This window comes from Bacteroides sp. UBA939, from assembly GCF_002293435.1.
Taxonomy (GTDB): domain Bacteria; phylum Bacteroidota; class Bacteroidia; order Bacteroidales; family Bacteroidaceae; genus Bacteroides.
Genome location: NZ_DBDF01000205.1, coordinates 40,893 through 57,956, shown reverse-complemented (window position 1 = coordinate 57,956; position 17,064 = coordinate 40,893). Strand labels below are relative to the sequence as shown.

13 protein-coding genes are annotated in these 17,064 nt (G+C 40.6%); all 13 read left to right on the top strand.

The features are described from left to right. The first annotated feature begins 68 nt into the window (after positions 1-68). Complete coding sequence (locus tag B2Z67_RS13465) at positions 69-1,544, top strand: TolC family protein (protein WP_291530354.1); 1,476 nt, start codon at positions 69-71, stop codon at positions 1,542-1,544. A 38-nt stretch (positions 1,545-1,582) separates the two neighbouring features. Then, entirely contained in the window at positions 1,583-4,807 is a 3,225-nt protein-coding gene (locus B2Z67_RS13460; RefSeq protein WP_291530353.1) for an efflux RND transporter permease subunit, read from the top strand. Positions 4,808-5,433: 626 nt separating this feature from the next. Beyond that, entirely contained in the window at positions 5,434-6,717 is a 1,284-nt protein-coding gene (locus B2Z67_RS13455; RefSeq protein WP_291530352.1) for an ATP-binding protein, read from the top strand. Positions 6,718-6,859: 142 nt separating this feature from the next. Beyond that, positions 6,860-8,293: a tetratricopeptide repeat protein gene (locus tag B2Z67_RS13450; protein WP_291530351.1), complete on the top strand. Its 1,434-nt coding sequence runs from the start codon at positions 6,860-6,862 to the stop codon at positions 8,291-8,293. A 280-nt stretch (positions 8,294-8,573) separates the two neighbouring features. After that, positions 8,574-8,804 (top strand): hypothetical protein, encoded by a 231-nt coding sequence (locus tag B2Z67_RS13445; RefSeq protein WP_291530350.1) that lies wholly within the window; start codon positions 8,574-8,576, stop codon positions 8,802-8,804. A 111-nt stretch (positions 8,805-8,915) separates the two neighbouring features. Next, complete coding sequence (locus tag B2Z67_RS13440; protein WP_291530349.1) at positions 8,916-10,055, top strand: 6-bladed beta-propeller; 1,140 nt, start codon at positions 8,916-8,918, stop codon at positions 10,053-10,055. A gap of 38 nt (positions 10,056-10,093) precedes the next feature. Next, a complete protein-coding gene (locus B2Z67_RS13435) occupies positions 10,094-11,230 on the top strand; it encodes a 6-bladed beta-propeller (RefSeq protein WP_291530348.1) in 1,137 nt (378 codons plus the stop codon). 51 nt (positions 11,231-11,281) lie between these two features. Beyond that, positions 11,282-12,415: a 6-bladed beta-propeller gene (locus tag B2Z67_RS13430; RefSeq protein WP_291530347.1), complete on the top strand. Its 1,134-nt coding sequence runs from the start codon at positions 11,282-11,284 to the stop codon at positions 12,413-12,415. A 111-nt stretch (positions 12,416-12,526) separates the two neighbouring features. Beyond that, on the top strand, positions 12,527-13,609 hold the full coding sequence (locus tag B2Z67_RS13425; RefSeq protein WP_291530346.1) for a 6-bladed beta-propeller: 1,083 nt from the start codon (positions 12,527-12,529) through the stop codon (positions 13,607-13,609). A gap of 38 nt (positions 13,610-13,647) precedes the next feature. After that, positions 13,648-14,760 carry a 6-bladed beta-propeller gene (locus B2Z67_RS13420; RefSeq protein WP_291530345.1) on the top strand — a complete coding sequence of 371 codons (1,113 nt, stop codon included), beginning with the start codon at positions 13,648-13,650 and terminating at the stop codon, positions 14,758-14,760. 445 nt (positions 14,761-15,205) lie between these two features. Continuing rightward, on the top strand, positions 15,206-15,436 hold the full coding sequence (locus tag B2Z67_RS13415) for a hypothetical protein (RefSeq protein ID WP_291530344.1): 231 nt from the start codon (positions 15,206-15,208) through the stop codon (positions 15,434-15,436). A 109-nt stretch (positions 15,437-15,545) separates the two neighbouring features. Continuing rightward, positions 15,546-16,679: a 6-bladed beta-propeller gene (locus B2Z67_RS13410; protein WP_291530343.1), complete on the top strand. Its 1,134-nt coding sequence runs from the start codon at positions 15,546-15,548 to the stop codon at positions 16,677-16,679. Between the two features lie 145 nt (positions 16,680-16,824). Then, on the top strand, positions 16,825-17,046 hold the full coding sequence (locus B2Z67_RS13405; protein ID WP_291530342.1) for a hypothetical protein: 222 nt from the start codon (positions 16,825-16,827) through the stop codon (positions 17,044-17,046). Positions 17,047-17,064 lie beyond the last annotated feature (18 nt).

Below are 17,064 nucleotides of genomic sequence, written 5' to 3'. Positions count from 1 at the left end.
CTAATCACTGCGAAGTTCCGCTTCGCTAAATTATCATTTATAAGCAATAAATATAAAAGCTTGAAATAATGAAGAAACTTGGTTTAATAATTCTTTTAGGGCTTTCCCAGGCAATGCCTACAGTCGCCCAACAACAGATAACGTTGGACTTGCAACGGACTATCACCATCGCGAATGACAGTTCGTTAGAGGCTTTCCGCACAAAAAACATGTATTTGGCAGGTTATTGGGGGTATCGCACTTATAAGGCGAACCGCCTGCCGAGCCTGACGCTGAACATGACCCCCGCCCAATACAACCGCGATATAACCAAGCGTTACGACTACGAACAAGACCTGGATATCTATCGTAGCCAGCAATCCTTCTCCGCCTATGGCAATCTGGCTATCAGGCAAAACTTTGACCTGACGGGCGGTACGTTCTACCTGGATACGGATTTGGGCTATATGCGCAGTTACGGTTCCAATACCTATACCCAATACACCAGTATTCCGATACGTATCGGTTACTCCCAAGATTTGGTGGGATACAACCCTTTCCGTTGGGAGCGGAAAATAGAACCGCTGAAGTACGAAAAAGTGAAGAAGGAATATATTTACAATACCGAACAAGTATCCGAACAAGCCACCAACTACTTCTTTACACTTGCCATGGCGCAGGCGGAGTATGACTTGGCAAAAGAAAATGTGGTTTCCTCCGATACCCTTTACCGTATCGGTATGCAACGGCTGAAAATAGCTTCAATCAGCCGTGCGGATTTATTAACCCTGAAACTGGGCGCAGTAAATGCCCGCAACACTTTGCAGAATGCCGAAAGTTCTCTGAAGCGAGCCATGTTCTCTCTGGTATCTTTCCTGAATCTGGAGAAGAACACGGATATCAAGCTTGTTCTTCCCGGTCGTCCAGGAGAATTGAATATTTCGGTTGATGCTGCCCTTACTGCGGCGCGCGCCAATAACCCGAATTTTCTGGGATTGCGTCAGAATGTGATGGAAGCCGAACAAAATGTGGACAGAACCAGGAAAGAATCCCGTTTCAATGCCAGCATCAACGCCAGCATCGGTTTCAACCAGGTGGCAAGGAAGTTTGGAGACGCCTATAAAAATCCCGGACAACAGGAAATGATAGCTGTCAGCGTCTCTATCCCGCTGGTGGACTGGGGCGTGCGTAAGGGAAGATACAATATGGCTCGTAACAACCTGAATATAGTGAAAACCTCTTCCCGTCAAAGTGAAATCAGTATTGAAGAAGAAGTTATCATGACCGTGAACGACTTCAATGTCCAGCAATCACTGGTCATAAGCGCCGAAGAAGCCCTCGACCTCTCTATCCTGGCATACAACGAAACCCGCCAGCGATTCATTATCGGCAAAGCAGACATCAACAGTCTCACCCTGTCCCTGAACCGCCAGCAAGAAGCCCAGCGCAATTACATTTCCTCTCTGAGAGATTACTGGTTCAACTACTACAAAATCCGCAAACTAACCCTGCACGATTTTGCCAGTGGCTTCTCCCTTTCCGACAAATTCGACTACGAACACTAACCAATTCATAATTCATAATTCATAATTCATAATTCAAAATGAAATCCCTCTCCCCCTTCACCCTCATCATCGCCTTTGTCTGTCTGGCACTGGTGGGTATGGCTTTGATACCGATGCTTCCGGTCAAGTTGAACCCATCGCGTACATTGCCGGGCTTCACGGTATATTTCAGTATGCCGGGCACATCAGCGCGGGTGGTAGAGATGGAAGCTACCAGTAAGCTGGAGTCTATGCTGGCGCGTATCAAAGGGGTAAAGAGGCTGAATTCCACTTCCGGCAACGGGTATGGCAGAATTACGGTAGAACTCGACAAACATGCCGATGTGGATGCTGTCCGTTTCGAGGCTTCCACCATTATCAGGCAAACCTGGTCGCAACTTCCTTCGGGCGTCAGCTATCCGTATATCCAGATGCAGGTGCCTGACGAAAATACTTCCCGCCCCTTCCTTTCTTTTACGCTGAATGCACCTTCCACTCCGATATTGATACAACAGTATGCGGAAGAACACATCAAACCCCGGCTGGCACAGTTGTCGGGAATCTATAAAGTAGAGCTGAGCGGCGCTACCCCGATGGAGTGGCGGTTGGAGTATAACAACGAGCAGTTGCGTACGTTAGGTATAAGCGTCTCCGACATCCGGCAGGCAATCCGGCTGCATTATAATAAAGAGTTTCTGGGTACGCACGATATGGATGCGCCGAATGGGAAACAGTGGATACGCCTTGTATTGGCTCCGGAGGGAGTGAGCGGCACTTTTGACCCGTCTGTGATTACCTTGACTGTCCCCGGCGGCAGAATTATCCGTTTGGACGAATTGGTGACGGTGGCTCATGCGGAAGAGGAACCGCAAAGCTATTACCGCATCAACGGACTGAACTCCATTTATATGTCGGTTACGGCGGAAGAAACAGCCAACCAGTTGCAACTGAGCACTGAAGTGATGAAAGAGATGGAGGCAATACGCGTGGTGTTGCCGTCCGGCTATGAGGTGCATACCAGTTACGATGCTACGGAATATATTCGTGAGGAGCTGAACAAAATTTATTTCCGTACAGGGCTGACGGTTCTTATCTTGCTGGTATTTGTATGGATTATTACCCTGAACCTGAGATATCTTTTCCTGATAGTTACCAGCTTGAGCGTGAACATTGCCGTAGCGGTAATCTTCTATTATCTCTTTGGGCTGGAAATGCAGTTGTATTCGCTGGCGGGGATAACCGTGTCGTTGAATCTGGTGATAGACAGCACGATTGTAATGACCGACCATATTCTGCACCGTAGAAACCTGAAAGCCTTTATATCCGTACTGGCGGCTACGCTGACCACTATGGGGGCTTTGGTTATCATCTTCTTCTTAGACGAAAAAATCCGTTTGAACCTGCAGGATTTTGCCGCGGTAGTGATTATCAACCTTGCCGTATCGCTGTTTGTAGCCCTTTTCTTTGTTCCGGCAATGATAGATAAGATTAAGCTGGTGAAGAAATCTCCGGGGAAAGCTCTTCGGCGTAAAAGCAGGCGAATGATTGTTGCCCCCGAATGGCTGCAAAGTGTGAAGCGATGGGTACGCGCTCATATACGCATCCGCCGTATTACGGTACACCTGACTCATTTCTACCAATTACTCATCCGTTTCCTTCTCCGTTGGCGGCTGGCGGTATGTATTGTGTTGCTGCTCGGCTTTGGACTTCCGGTATTCCTCATTCCCGAAAAACTGGAGGGCGAGGGCAAATGGGTGGAGTGGTACAACAAGACGCTCGGTTCTCCAACCTATAAAGAGAAAGTGAAACCTGTGGTGGACAAAGCACTGGGAGGCAGTTTGCGCCTTTTTGTCCGGAATGTATACGAAGGCAGTTATTTCAGCCGCAACGAAGAAGTGGTGCTATCTGCCTATGCCAACTTACCGAATGGAAGCACGTTGGAGCAGATGAATACGCTGATAAAACGCGTGGAAACCTATCTCAGTGGTTTCAAGGAAATCAAGCAGTTCCATGCTTCCGTCTACAATGCACGCAGGGGAAGTATTCAGATATACTTCAAGAAAGAGCATCAACATAGTGGTTTCCCGTACACGTTGAAGTCCCATCTGATAGGTAAAGTCAATGAATTGGGCGGCGGTAGCTGGAGCGTGTACGGTTTGCAGGATCAGGGCTTCAGCAATGATGTACGCGAAAGCGCCGGTGGTTACCGTATCAGGATGTACGGCTACAATTATGATGAACTCTATGCCTGGGCGGAGAAACTGAAAGAAGTATTGCTTTCGCACCGGCGTATCAAGGAAGTGTTCATACAGTCGGAATTTTCCTGGTGGAAAGATGATTACCAGGAGTTTTATTTCAATCTGAACAAAGAACGCATGGCGCAAGAGAATATTAATGCGCAATATATGTTTGCCACTATCCAGCCCATATTTGGTAAGAACATGGAAGTCGGTACTGTCGTAACGGAAAACGGAACGGAACGTATCAGACTCTCTTCGCGCCAGTCGCGGGATTACGATGTGTGGGGCATGCAGTTTTTCCCTTACGGAACGAACGGTGAAAAGTATTATAAGCTCTCCGAATTGGCTGCAGTGGAGAAAGGGCAGATGCCGCAGCAGATAGCCAAGGAGAATCAGCAGTACCGCTTGTGTCTGCAATACGAATACATTGGTTCGTATGAACAGGGTAACAAGCTACAGAAACGGGATTTGGAAGAGTTTAATAAACTTTTGCCTATGGGCTACACGGCGGAGTCGGACAGCCAGTCGTGGATGTGGGGAAAGAAGGATAATAAACAGTATTTGTTGTTATTGGTAGTGATTGGCATTATCTTCTTCATAACGAGTATTTTGTTCAACTCACTGAAACAGCCTTTGGCTATTATCTTCATTATTCCCGTATCGTATATAGGGGTGTTCCTTACTTTCTATTGGTTCCGCCTCAACTTCGACCAGGGGGGCTTTGCATCGTTCGTACTCCTGTGCGGCATCACGGTGAATGCCAGCATCTATATTTTAAACGAGTACAACAGTATCCGCCGCCGATTCCCCCGGCTTTCCGCGCTTCGCGCCTACACAAAGGCATGGAATGCAAAGGTAGTTCCTATTTTCCTCACGGTTGTCTCTACCATTCTGGGCTTTATTCCTTTTATGGTGGGTACGGAAAAGGAGGCTTTCTGGTTCCCGTTGGCATCGGGCACCATTGGCGGATTGGTTATGTCCGTCATCGGTATCTTCTTTTTCCTGCCGGTATTCTGCCTGAAGAGGAAGAAACTTAAAACGTAAACCTGCCTGACTGCGGATGTGGTTGTCCGCTTCCGCAACACCTCCCAGAGTTTTTTTTGTGGTTTTATCTGCCATCTGCCACCTTTTTGCTCGTATCCATCTGACAATAAGAGAGTTAAAGCGTTGCAGATACCTGTTGCAGATGTGTGGCAGATACTTTATCTGCCACACATCTGCAACAGGTACATCATCCGGCTACATCATCCACACCACATAGGTTGTGCGGTTAGTTCCACAGTGATGAACATTTTGTTCCGCAGTATGAAACAAAGTGTTTCAACGGGTTGAAACTAAAAGTTTATCACATTGGAACGAAGTGTTTCTATACGTTGGAACAAAGTGTTTCAATGCATTGGAACGAAGTGTTTCTATACGTTGGAACGAAGTGTTTCTATAGGTTGGAACAAAACGTATTCTATATTGGAACGAATAGTCTTCCATATCGGGTCTGGCGTTTCCGAATTCTCCAAAAGTTTTCAGCCAACTTGGTGAATACAAAATCGCCAACTTGGTGAATAAAAAACGGCCAACTTGGTGAATAAAACCACAGAAAACATTACAGTCCACGGAAAATATATTATCTTTGTTTTTGAAATATCCGGTAAGGTTAAAGATAAAAGAAAAAGATGGAAACATTGGTAGGTTATAAACCAAGAATAGCGGACAGGATGCTACAAGAACAGCTTGAAGCATCGGGAGTAGTATTGATTCAAGGTCCGAAATGGTGCGGGAAAACAACTACGGCTGAACAACAAGCAAGAAGTGTGTTGTATATGGATGCACCAAAGGCGCGTACAGCCAATTTGCTATTGGCGGAATCAGACCCAGAAATCCTTTTTCAGGGAGAAACGCCAAGACTGATTGACGAATGGCAACTGGCTCCAAAATTATGGGATGCCGCGCGCTTTGAAGTAAGTCGCAGACGTTTACCCGGACAGCTTATTTTTACGGGTTCGGCTGTTCCGCCGGATCTGACAGAATTAACCCATTCCGGAACTGGCAGGTTCGCCTGGCTGACTATGAGACCGATGAGTTTGTGGGAGTCCGGAGAATCAAATGGTAGTGTCAGCCTAAATGCTTTGTTTCAAGGGAACATGACGGCAGCCGTTTCACGTGACGTCTCATTGAATGAACTGGCTTTTCTGATATGCCGGGGTGGTTGGCCGGGTTCTCTCAGTTTACCTCCCAAGGCTGCTTTGCGACAAGCTGCAAACTACGTGGACGCAGTTGCTAATAGTGATATATCCAGAGTGGATAATGTAAACCGGAATTCAGAATTCGCCCGGAGGTTATTGCGCTCTTACTCCCGGCATCAAGGCGGGCAAGTGCCTGTCAGTACGATATACGATGACTTGGAAAAGAACAGAACGGGAAGTATGAGTGAAAATACCATTGCTTCGTATATCATGGCTCTTCAGAAAATCTTCGTCATTGAAGATATGCCGGCGTGGAGTCCTAACCTCCGGTCAAAGACTGCGATACGCACTTCAGATACTCGTTATTTTGTAGACCCTTCCATTGCTACTGCTGCCCTTGGGCTTGGCCCCGAAGATTTAGTTGGTGATTTGAATACTTTCGGCTTACTTTTTGAAACAATGGCTGTACGTGACCTTCGTGTATATGCCGATGCACTTGACGGGCAAGTGTATCATTATCGTGATAAGAACGGACTGGAGTGCGACGCTGTGGTACATTTGCGAAATGGTAATTTTGGGCTGATAGAGATAAAACTGGGCGGTGATAGTTTGATAGAGGCTGGTGCCCATACCCTCAAGAGGCTGGCTGACAAAATAGACACGGCAAGAATGAAGTCTCCTTCATTCCTGATGGTTCTTACCGGGAGGGGACAATACGCTTACCGCCGGGAAGACGGTGTTTATGTAGTACCGATAAGCTGTCTGAAAGATTAATCGCTTCAATCAACTTTCGTATTGGTAGTAATCGGATATATAAATAGAGTTTATATCAGTAAAATTTCGTATATAAAGTAGGGATGATTTGTAATAATCAGTATATTTAGGCGCTATATATCAATGATAAACTATGTATACTATGTTTAAACTACTATTGTTACGGAAAATATTGTTTGGTTTGTTGTTTCTTTCGGGGATAACACTGCTTGCATCATCCTGCCGGAATCATAAAGAAAGCGTCCCTGTTCGCAGCGCTATTACTTTAACAGCTGCCGACACAGTGCAAGCTCCATCCCTGAAAGCCTTCACATATTATTATTATGGCCGCCGATACCTCAACGCGCACAATTATGACGACGCATTGCAATGCTTTTCGCAAGCCGCCGACATATTTGGAGAGAAGCTTTTGATGGCATCCTATGCCAATGCCTTGCGAAACATGGGGCGTGCTCATCTTCTATCTTCCCGTCCCGACAGTGCCTTGCATTACTACCTCCGGGCACAAGGGGCAGTGGCAGACTTCGACCCTAATCTTTTTATGGATATTTCTACCGAATTGTCCATTATCTGCCGTGATGTGGATAACTGGGAAGAGGCTAAACAGCAAATGCTTCAATATCGCAGAAATTCGGCAACAGACGAACTCCCGATGCGGCGCTCCTCCATGGTGGGAATGTATCTGATAAAAGACGATTTCCTTAGAGGGAGAGAACACGCGTTGAGCGCATTGCAGGATGGAGAGTTGAAAGTGAAAGACTACAGACAGTTTGCTTCCGAATATCAGGAACTTTATGCCGAATGGTGTAAGATGAATGATAATCAGCAGGCTTTTGACCGTGATATAAAGGATAAATATAATAATGAAGTCCTGAAAAATGAGAATCAGCGGATAAAAAATGAGTTGTTGAGCCTCACGGTGTGGCGGCTGTCTGCTGGTTACGGAGTTGTGCTTTTAGTGGCAATTGGTTTTGTGACTTTCTACTTGTATAAACGGAATGTTCAGCGACGCATTGGAAATTTGCTTGCCCGCCTGAATGAGAATGAAAGGCAATTGAATGAAGGAAAGCTGGATTCGGAAGAGAAGCGGCAACAATTGTTACAGGAAAACCGAGAGTTGTCTTGTCGGATAGAAAAGTTGTCCGTCCGGCAAAAGGATAAGGATGAATTGAACTCCTATTTGCAGAGGCAGAATGCATCTTATCTGAAAGAATTGAAAGGGTATCAGGAAATTCATTCACTATTGCCTGTTGAGCGTATGCTTGCATTGAACCGATTGTGCCGGATGCGCGACCAGCCGGTATATGGACTGGTGGATTCGGATGAAGAATGGTCGGAACTATTTGCGGTAATCGATACTTTCTATGGTGATATGTCGGAGAAGCTGAGCGATTATGAACTTGGTATGCAGGAGCGGAGAATCTGTTATCTTATCCGTGCCGGACTTACGAATAGCATGGTTGCTACAATTACTAATGTAACTGAAGGTGCAATTACAAAGTCCAAGCAACGTATGAAAGTTAAGTTCTCGCTGTCTACCGGTGATTCTTTTAATGCTTTTATACGGAAATTGTAGAGAAGAAAGATAATATGTTGTCCGGTTGAAGCTCTTGATTTTATCTTGTTTTAGGATGTAATTGTTTGATTTATAGCGTTGTAACTAACTTGTTTTTTGTCCAGTTCATTTTCTTGTTAAAGTGTGGCGTCCTGCTTAACTTTGCCACATTCCAAGTTGGATGTTAGCTGCATTCCGACTTTGATGCTGATACCGTATAGCATGAATCGTAACGGGGTAGCTGTCTGTTGGGATGGATAAGGCGGAAGTTTTTATTATTAATTTTAAAACTCTCATAATTATGAAGAAGATTTTAAACGTTTCGGAAATGAAACAGGTATGTGGAGGAGCGGCTCCTTCCAGTCATTGTTATCCGGGTGAAAAATTGTACACTTGTACGACAACTTATGATAACAATTTCCAGAGTACAGGGGTAGTATGTGCATCTGATGGAGTTAATGCTGCTGGTCTTATTTACAGACAACGAATAAAAGAAGGTGCCAGTGGAATAGCTTCTGTAGCTTGTGCATAAGTTTTGAATAAAATAAGGTGCTCTATAGTGTTTACTGGGTGTTTGGAATTTAGGAGACTATATATCTTGTAATATTAAGAGTTCCTTCTTTTTAACTTGAAAGTTTATATTATGAAACAACTACTTTGTTTTTTTTTCATATTACTCTTATCTTGTTCTACTGCAACAGATAAGAATAACACCTTGCCTATATTAAGTCCTACGGACTATTCTTCAAAGAATGTGGAGCTTTCCGACATCATTGATACGGTTAAGTATATTCAATTGGATAATTCTATGGTACTCGCAGGATTGGGAGATGTGTTTTGTACTGAACGTTACATCTTCGGGAGTTCGAAATATGGAATATTAATGTATGATTCGTTGGGACGTTTTTTAAGACAGATAGGAAGTATAGGGGAAGGTTCGGAAGAGTATCACAGTTATAATTATGACATGGCGGTAGATGAAGTCAATGAGGTAGTTTATGTATTTATGAGGCCGGATATATTATTGAGTTATTCTTTTGCGGGCGATTTTCTAAACCGTGTTCATGCGCAGTTTCCGGGGGATATAAAAGGATTCTTTCCATGCTCTATGCGTGTTCAGAATGACTTGATATTTTTTTATGCATCTCAATGTCATTATACTGTGAATAATAAACCTCTATATTGGGTAGCTATCAGGAAAGATGGAAGTCTGGCTAAATATAAGACCGGAAGTCTTGATAAACAGAAGAAAGGTGATGAGGGGGTACTTTATGTCACTTATTATACTCATTCGGATGATAGTACAATGCTTTATTGGAATCTCTATAATGATACAGTTTTTCATGTGAGGCCTTCTCGTGAAGAAGCTGCATATTTGTGGAAAAAAGGGAAATACCGATTTTTGGAAACTGATAGTTTTAATGATCTTCCGGATGATCGCATGAGGTGTTCAAGAATCATAGAAACGAAAGCATTTCTGCTTTTAACTTGGAACTATATGGTTCGTGGAGCTAGAACCTTTTATCTTCTTTATGACAAAAAGGCTGGAATTACTTATAGACTGAATGATGATATGATTTATGATAAGAGGGCGGATATGTCGTTACGTTTTAATGGATTTGATTATCTTCGAATAGGGGAGCACGACTATCTATTGGCTCAAACGAAAAGTTATAAAGTGGCGGATATTCCTAATGCTATCCCATGGGGAATTGATTCGGATGATTTGGAAGGTAATCCGGTGTTAGTTTTGATTCGGCTGAAAGATGATATAAGCCTGTAAACTATTAAACTCTTTAATAAGAATATAATTTGTTAGGTATGAAAAACTTGTTTCTTATATCTCTGCTGTTTTTCTTATATTCCTGCCATAGTAAGCCGGAAAGTTCTATTCCGGTTTGGAATTATAATGATTTCATTAACAAGGACGTGAAGATGTCGGATATAGCAGATGAAATGACGATTATTCAGCCTGATTCTATTGATTATAAAGGGGCTGGAATTGTACATGCTTCATCTTTTTTCTTGGCTGGAACGGAACAGGGAATATTGAAATACGATGAGGCAGGGCATTTCATGAATAGAATAGGATCTATAGGGCAAGGTCCTGGTGAGTACAACAAGTATTATACTATGGCTGTAAATGAAACAGACCGGATTATATATGTCTATCTTATGCCCACCTCTGAGCTGTTATCTTTTTCTTATGAAGGTACTTTTCTTACTAAACATTCTCTTCAACTTCCTAAAGACTGGGCATGGAAATTCTACTATATGAAAGATAAATTCTACTTTTATTATACTGTAGCAGCTAGTGGTGAATTACTACCTTATACGTATGCAATAACGGACACAATAGGAAATTTGTTATCTTCCAAGCAAGACGAAAGTATACATTTTGCTCCTGGGGACTATTGTCTGAGCTTCCCATCTGATCATGTGGGAGTTTTCGGTGATACCATGTTGGTTTGGAATCAATATAGTGATACTATTTATCGGGTTTCAGAAAAAGGTGAGGAAGCTTTTGCTGTATGGGGTAAATGGGATAAGCGATTGACCCCTGTCAAGGTTAAGGTGGAAAAGGAAGAATATCATCAATCTATGATAATATATACTATATTCGAGACAGTCCATTATTATTTGTGTATATGGCGTCCCTATGTAATGAATGGTCAATGGAATTATTGTTTTTATGATAAAGCATCCGGTAAGCTATTTAATTCGGAAGGAATTGTAGATGATTTATGGGGGCTTCCTATTGTTTTTCCTTCTAACTATTATGTGATGGATGGTCGTGAGTATTTAGAATGTGGTTATCCGACTTATAAATTACTTGATGCCTGGTTGGCTTCCGATGATCCGAAGATACGGAAGCAGGCTGAGAGTATAGATGAAGAAGGTAATAATGTACGGATAAGGATTCGGTTGAAAGATAAATATAATCTTGTAAACCATTAAATACATTCTACTTATTCAAGAAACTAATTATCTTAAAAAAAAAGAATAGGTATGAGATTACTGTTTGTCTGTTTAGTTATTTGTTTGTTATCTTGTTCTACTGCAATAGATAAGAATAACACCTTGCCTGTATTGAGTCCTACGGACTATTCTTCAAAGCATGTGGAACTTTCCGATATCATTGATACGGTTAAGTATATTCAATTGGATAACTCTATGGTGCTCGCAGGGTTTGGAAATGTGTTTTATACTGAACGTTACATATTCGGGAGTTCGAAATATGGAATATTAATGTATGATTCGTTGGGACGTTTTTTAAGACAGATAGGAAGTGTCGGAGAAGGTCCGGAAGAGCATCATCGTTATTATTATAAAATGGCGGTAGATGAAGTCAATGAGGTGGTTTATGTATTTATGAGACCGGATATATTATTGAGTTACTCTTTTGCGGGCGATTTTCTAAACCGTGTTCATGTTCAGTTTCCAGAGAATATGAAAGGATTCTATCCAAGTTCTATCCGCGTTCAGAATGACCTAATATTTTTTTATGAATCTCAATGTTATTATACTGTGAATAATAAACCTATATATTGGGTAGCTATCAAGAAGGATGGAAGTCTAGCTAAATATAAGACTGGAAGTCGTGATAAACTGGAAAGAGGTGATGAAGGAGTGCTTTATCCCATTTATTGTACTAATTTAGATGATAGTACAATGTTTTATTGGAATCTCTATAATGATACAGTTTTTCACGTGAGACCTTTTCATGAAGAAGCTACATATTTGTGGAAAAAAGGAAAATTTCGGTTGTTGGAAACTGATAGTTTACGTGACCCTCCGGAAGGTCGAATAAGGTGTTTAAGAATCATAGAAACGAAAGCATTTCTACTTTTATCTTGGGATTATATGGCTCGTAAAGTTGGTATCTTTTATCTTTTTTACGACAAAAAGACTGGAATTACTTACAGATTGGAGGATGATATGATTTATGATAAGAGAGCGGATATGTCGTTACGTTTTAATGGATTTGATTATCTTCGAATAGGGGAGCACGACTATCTATTGTCTCAAACGAAAAGCTATGAAGTGGCGAATATTCCTAATGCTATTCCGTGGGGAATTGATTCGGACGATTTGGAGGGTAATCCGGTATTAGTTCTGATCCGGCTGAAAGATGAATTATGAATTTGTAAACTATTAAACTCTATTAATAATATAATGCTTATAAAAGTCACTGTAAATTGTGGTACAAAAATACAGTTTCTTCTTTTTTTTATACTACTTTCCTGTTCTTCTGTGAATAAGAAAGAAGGGTTACCGGTTTTCTTTCCTTTTGACGCATCTTCCACCATAGATTTAGTAGATGTAATAGATACGGTGATGTATGTTCAATTTGATGATAGTATCCTGCTTTCCGGGATAGGAAATTTGAATTTAACGGATAGTTTTATCATAGGAACTAATAAGAAATATGGTATTTTGAGGTTCGACTTGAAAGGACGCTTCCTGAATACAATAGGAAGTGTAGGTCAAGGACCTGAAGAGTATCAAAGTGGTAATTATAATATGGCTGTAGATGCTGTGAATGGGATTGTTTATGCTTTTATGTATCCCGATATTTTGTTAAGCTATTCTTTGACAGGGGAATTCTTGCAACGTGTACATTTGCAAATGCCGGAAAAAGAAAGTGGTATGTATTGCCCGGATATTTTTCAGGTTCAAAATGGCTTGTTATATTTCTACTATATGAATTCCGGAGCTGTTGGTGAGAAACCGTTGTATTGGATGGTAATGAACAATGATGGTACTTTTGTAAAGTGTCGTCGGGGGCCAGAAAGCAGGACATCTTTTTACGAAGGAGTTTTGTTGGTTAATAATTATACTTCTGTAGATGATAGTACAATGATTTATTGGGATAATTTTAATGATACTATTTTTCATGTAACCCCTTCTTCTGAGAGAGCTGCTTATTTATTTGATAAAGGAGATTTTCGCTTACAGGAAACAGATAACCTCTCTTCAATTCCAGAAGAACGTATTCGATGCTCACGAATAATTGATACTAAAAAATTTCTGTTGTTGACTTGGGTACCTGAAATTACAGGTAAGGAGGTATATTGTAATTTGTATGATAAGCATACAGGCATTACATATAAGCTTAGGAATGATATGATATATGACAAGCATGGAGATTTATCAGTGCGCAATATGTGGATGTCTTATGCCAGACTGAAAGGACGTGAATATCTTGTAGCGCTAACAAAAGCATATAAGGTAGAGAATATTCCCGGTGCTCTTCATCAAAAATTGGATGCGGATGATTTGGAAGGTAATCCGGTGTTAGTTTTGATTCGGTTGAAAGATGATATAAGCCTGTAAATCATTAAATACATTAATAAGAATATAATTTGTTAGATATGAAAAACTTGTTTCTTATATCTCTGCTGTTTTTCTTATATTCCTGCCATACTAAGCCGGAAAGTTCTATTATGGTTTGGAATTATAATGATTTCATTAAAAAGGACGTGAAGTTGTCGGATATAGCAGACGAAATGACGATTATTCAATCTGATTCTATTGATTATAAAGGAGCCAGGATAATACATGCTTCATCTTTTTTCTTGGCTGGAACGGAACAGGGGATATTGAGATACGATAAGGAAGGGCATTTCATGAATAGAATAGGGGGTGTAGGGCAAGGACCTGGTGAATACAACAGGTATTATACTATGGCTATAAATGAAACTGACCGAATTATATATGTTTATCTTATGGCTACTTCTGAGCTGCTGTCTTTTTCTTATGAAGGTACTTTTCTTAATAAATATTCTCTTCAACTTCCTAAAGACTGGGCGTGGAAATTCTACTACATGAAAGATAAATTTTACTTTTATTATACTGTAGAAGCTGGTAATGAATTACCATTCTATGTGTATGCAATAACAGATACAATAGGAAATTTGTTATCTTCCAAGCAAGACGAAAGTGTACATTTTGCTCCTATGGGCAACTATCCGAGCTTTCCATCCCATCATGTGGGCGTTTTCGGTGATACCATGTTAGTATGGAATCAATACAGTGATACCATCTATCGAGTTTCAGAGAAAGGGGAGGAGGCTGTTGCTGTATGGGGTAAGTGGGATAATCGATTGACCCCTGTCAAAGTGGAAAAGGAAGAATTCGAACAATCTATGATAATATATACTATATTCGAAACAGTTCATTATTATTTGTGTATATGGCGTCCTTCTGATACAATGAAGAATCGATGGAATTATTGTTTTTATGATAAATCATCCGGGAAGCTATTTAATTCGGAAGGAATTATTGATGATTTGTGGGGGCTTCCTTCTGTTATTCCTGATAATTATTATGTAATGGATGGTCGTGAATATTTGGAATGTGGTTATCCAACTTATAAATTGCTGGATGCTTGGTTGGCTTCCGATGATCCGAAGATACGGAAGCAGGCTGAGAGTATAGATGAAGAAGGTAATATTGTACAGATAAGGATTCGGCTGAAGAAATAACTATGGGGTCAGTTCTGTTATTTTATCCGTGACAGGTTTACGAATAGCATGATTGCTAATTTCTAATGTGACTGCGGATGCTATTACAAAGTCCAAGCAACGTATGAAAGCTAAGTTCTTGTTGTCTGTCGGGATTCCTTTGATGCTTTTATACGGAAATTGTAGAGAAGAAAGATAATGTGTTGTCCGGTTGAAGCTCTTGATTTTATCTTGTTTTAGGATGTAATTGTTTGATTTATAGCGTTGTAACTAACTTGTTTTTTGTCCAGTTCATTTTCTTGTTAAAGTGTGGCGTCCTGCTTAACTTTGCCACATTCCAAGTTGGATGTTAGCTGCATTTCAACTTTGATGCTGATACCGTATAGCATGAATCGTAACGGGGTAGCTGCCTGTTGGGATGGATAAGGCGGAAGTTTTTATAATTAATTTTAAAACTCTCATAATTATGAAGAAGATTTTGAATGTATCAGAGATGAAACAAGTACGTGGAGGAGCGATTATTTCTGATTATTGTTATCCTGGTGAGAAATTGTACACTTGTACAACAACTTATGGTAATGGTTTCCAGAGTACAGGGGCTGTATGTGCTGGTAATGGACTTACTGCTGTTACACTTGTTTACGCTCAACGAAAAAAAGAAGATGTTGGCGCTATAGAAACTATAGCTTGTGCATAAGTTTTAAATAAAAGAAGGCACTCTGTAGTGTTTACCGGATTTAGGGTTTAGAAGACTACATATCTTGTAACATTTAGAGTTCCTTCTTTTTAACTTGAAAGTTTATATCATGAAACAGTTACTTTGGCTTTTTTTTATATTGCTCTTATCTTGTTCTACTATAACAGATAAGAATAACACCTTACCTGTATTGAGTCCTACGGACTATTCTTCAAAGCATGTGGAACTTTCCGATATTATTGATACGGTTAAGTATATTCAAATGGATAATTCTATAGTACTCGCAGGATTAGGAGATGTGTTTTGTACTGAACGTTACATATTCGGGACTCCCAAAAATGGAATATTAATGTATGATTCGGCGGGACGTTTTTTAAGACAGATAGGAAGTATAGGAGAAGGTCCGGAAGAGCATCACAGATATTATTATAAAATGACGGTAGATGAAGTCAATGAGGTGGTTTATGTATTTATGAGCCCGGATATATTATTGAGCTATTCTTTTGCAGGCGATTTTCTAAACCGTATTCATGTTCAGTTCCCGGAGAAAGAATTCTATCCATGTTATATGCGTGTTCAGAATGACTTGATATTTTTTTATGAATCTCAATGTCGTTATACTGTGAATAATAAATCTCTATATTGGGTAGCCATCAGGAAAGATGGAAGTCTGGCTAAATATAAGACTGGAAGTCGTGATAAGCAGAAGAAAGGTGATGAGGGTGTGCTTTATGTCACTTATTATACTCATTCGGATGATAGTACAATGCTCTATTGGAATCTCTATAATGATACAATTTTTCATGTGAGACCTTCTCAGGAAGAAGCAGCATATTTGTGGAAAAAAGGAAAATTCCGGTTGTTGGAAACCGATAGTTTTAATGATCTTCCAGATGACCGCATGAGATGTTCAACAATCATAGAAACGAAAGCATTTCTGTTTTTATCTTGGGTTTATATGGCTCGTAAAGCTAGTGGTTTTTATCTTCTTTACAACAAAAAGACCGGAATTACTTACAGACTGAAGGACGATATGGTTTATGATAAGAGGGCGAATATGTCGTTACGTTTTGGAGGATTTGATTATCTTCGGATAGGGGAACATGACTATTTATTGACTAAAACGAAAAGTAATGAAGTGGCGGATATTCCCAATGCTATTCCATGGGGAATTGATCCGGATGATTTAGAAGGTAATCCGGTATTAGTTTTGATTCGGCTGAAAGATGATATAAGCCTGTAAGCCGTTAAATACATTAATAAGAATATAATTTGTTATGTATGAAAAACCTATTTCTTATATCTCTGTTGTTTTTTTATTCTTGATATTTTGTTTAACTTTGTCACATTCCAAGTTTTTTTAAGTAATTTATTAAAATTGATGTTTTATGAAAAAGATTTTGAATGATTCGGAAATGAAGCAAGTACGTGGTGGGGCTATTCCTACTACTTTTTGCGCTCCGGGTGAGCGAGTGTACTCTTGTAAGATCACTTATAATGGTGATGTTATTACGGGGGAAGTTTGTGCGGCAAGTGTTGCATCAGCTAATGCGAACGCTTTAGCTTTGTATGTTCCTTATGGAGAAAAAGCTAAAGTTACGTGCTCTTAATTTTACTTAAGAACCTAA

Excerpts from the sequence above, each read along its gene's own strand:
- B2Z67_RS13465 (WP_291530354.1), top strand. The coding sequence starts at position 69 with ATGAAGAAACTTGGTTTAATAATTCTTTTAGGGCTTTCCCAGGCAATG.
- B2Z67_RS13460 (WP_291530353.1), top strand. The coding sequence starts at position 1,583 with ATGAAATCCCTCTCCCCCTTCACCCTCATCATCGCCTTTGTCTGTCTG.
- B2Z67_RS13455 (WP_291530352.1), top strand. The coding sequence starts at position 5,434 with ATGGAAACATTGGTAGGTTATAAACCAAGAATAGCGGACAGGATGCTA.
- B2Z67_RS13450 (WP_291530351.1), top strand. The coding sequence starts at position 6,860 with ATGTTTAAACTACTATTGTTACGGAAAATATTGTTTGGTTTGTTGTTT.
- B2Z67_RS13445 (WP_291530350.1), top strand. The coding sequence starts at position 8,574 with ATGAAGAAGATTTTAAACGTTTCGGAAATGAAACAGGTATGTGGAGGA.
- B2Z67_RS13440 (WP_291530349.1), top strand. The coding sequence starts at position 8,916 with ATGAAACAACTACTTTGTTTTTTTTTCATATTACTCTTATCTTGTTCT.
- B2Z67_RS13435 (WP_291530348.1), top strand. The coding sequence starts at position 10,094 with ATGAAAAACTTGTTTCTTATATCTCTGCTGTTTTTCTTATATTCCTGC.
- B2Z67_RS13430 (WP_291530347.1), top strand. The coding sequence starts at position 11,282 with ATGAGATTACTGTTTGTCTGTTTAGTTATTTGTTTGTTATCTTGTTCT.
- B2Z67_RS13420 (WP_291530345.1), top strand. The coding sequence starts at position 13,648 with ATGAAAAACTTGTTTCTTATATCTCTGCTGTTTTTCTTATATTCCTGC.
- B2Z67_RS13415 (WP_291530344.1), top strand. The coding sequence starts at position 15,206 with ATGAAGAAGATTTTGAATGTATCAGAGATGAAACAAGTACGTGGAGGA.
- B2Z67_RS13410 (WP_291530343.1), top strand. The coding sequence starts at position 15,546 with ATGAAACAGTTACTTTGGCTTTTTTTTATATTGCTCTTATCTTGTTCT.
- B2Z67_RS13405 (WP_291530342.1), top strand. The coding sequence starts at position 16,825 with ATGAAAAAGATTTTGAATGATTCGGAAATGAAGCAAGTACGTGGTGGG.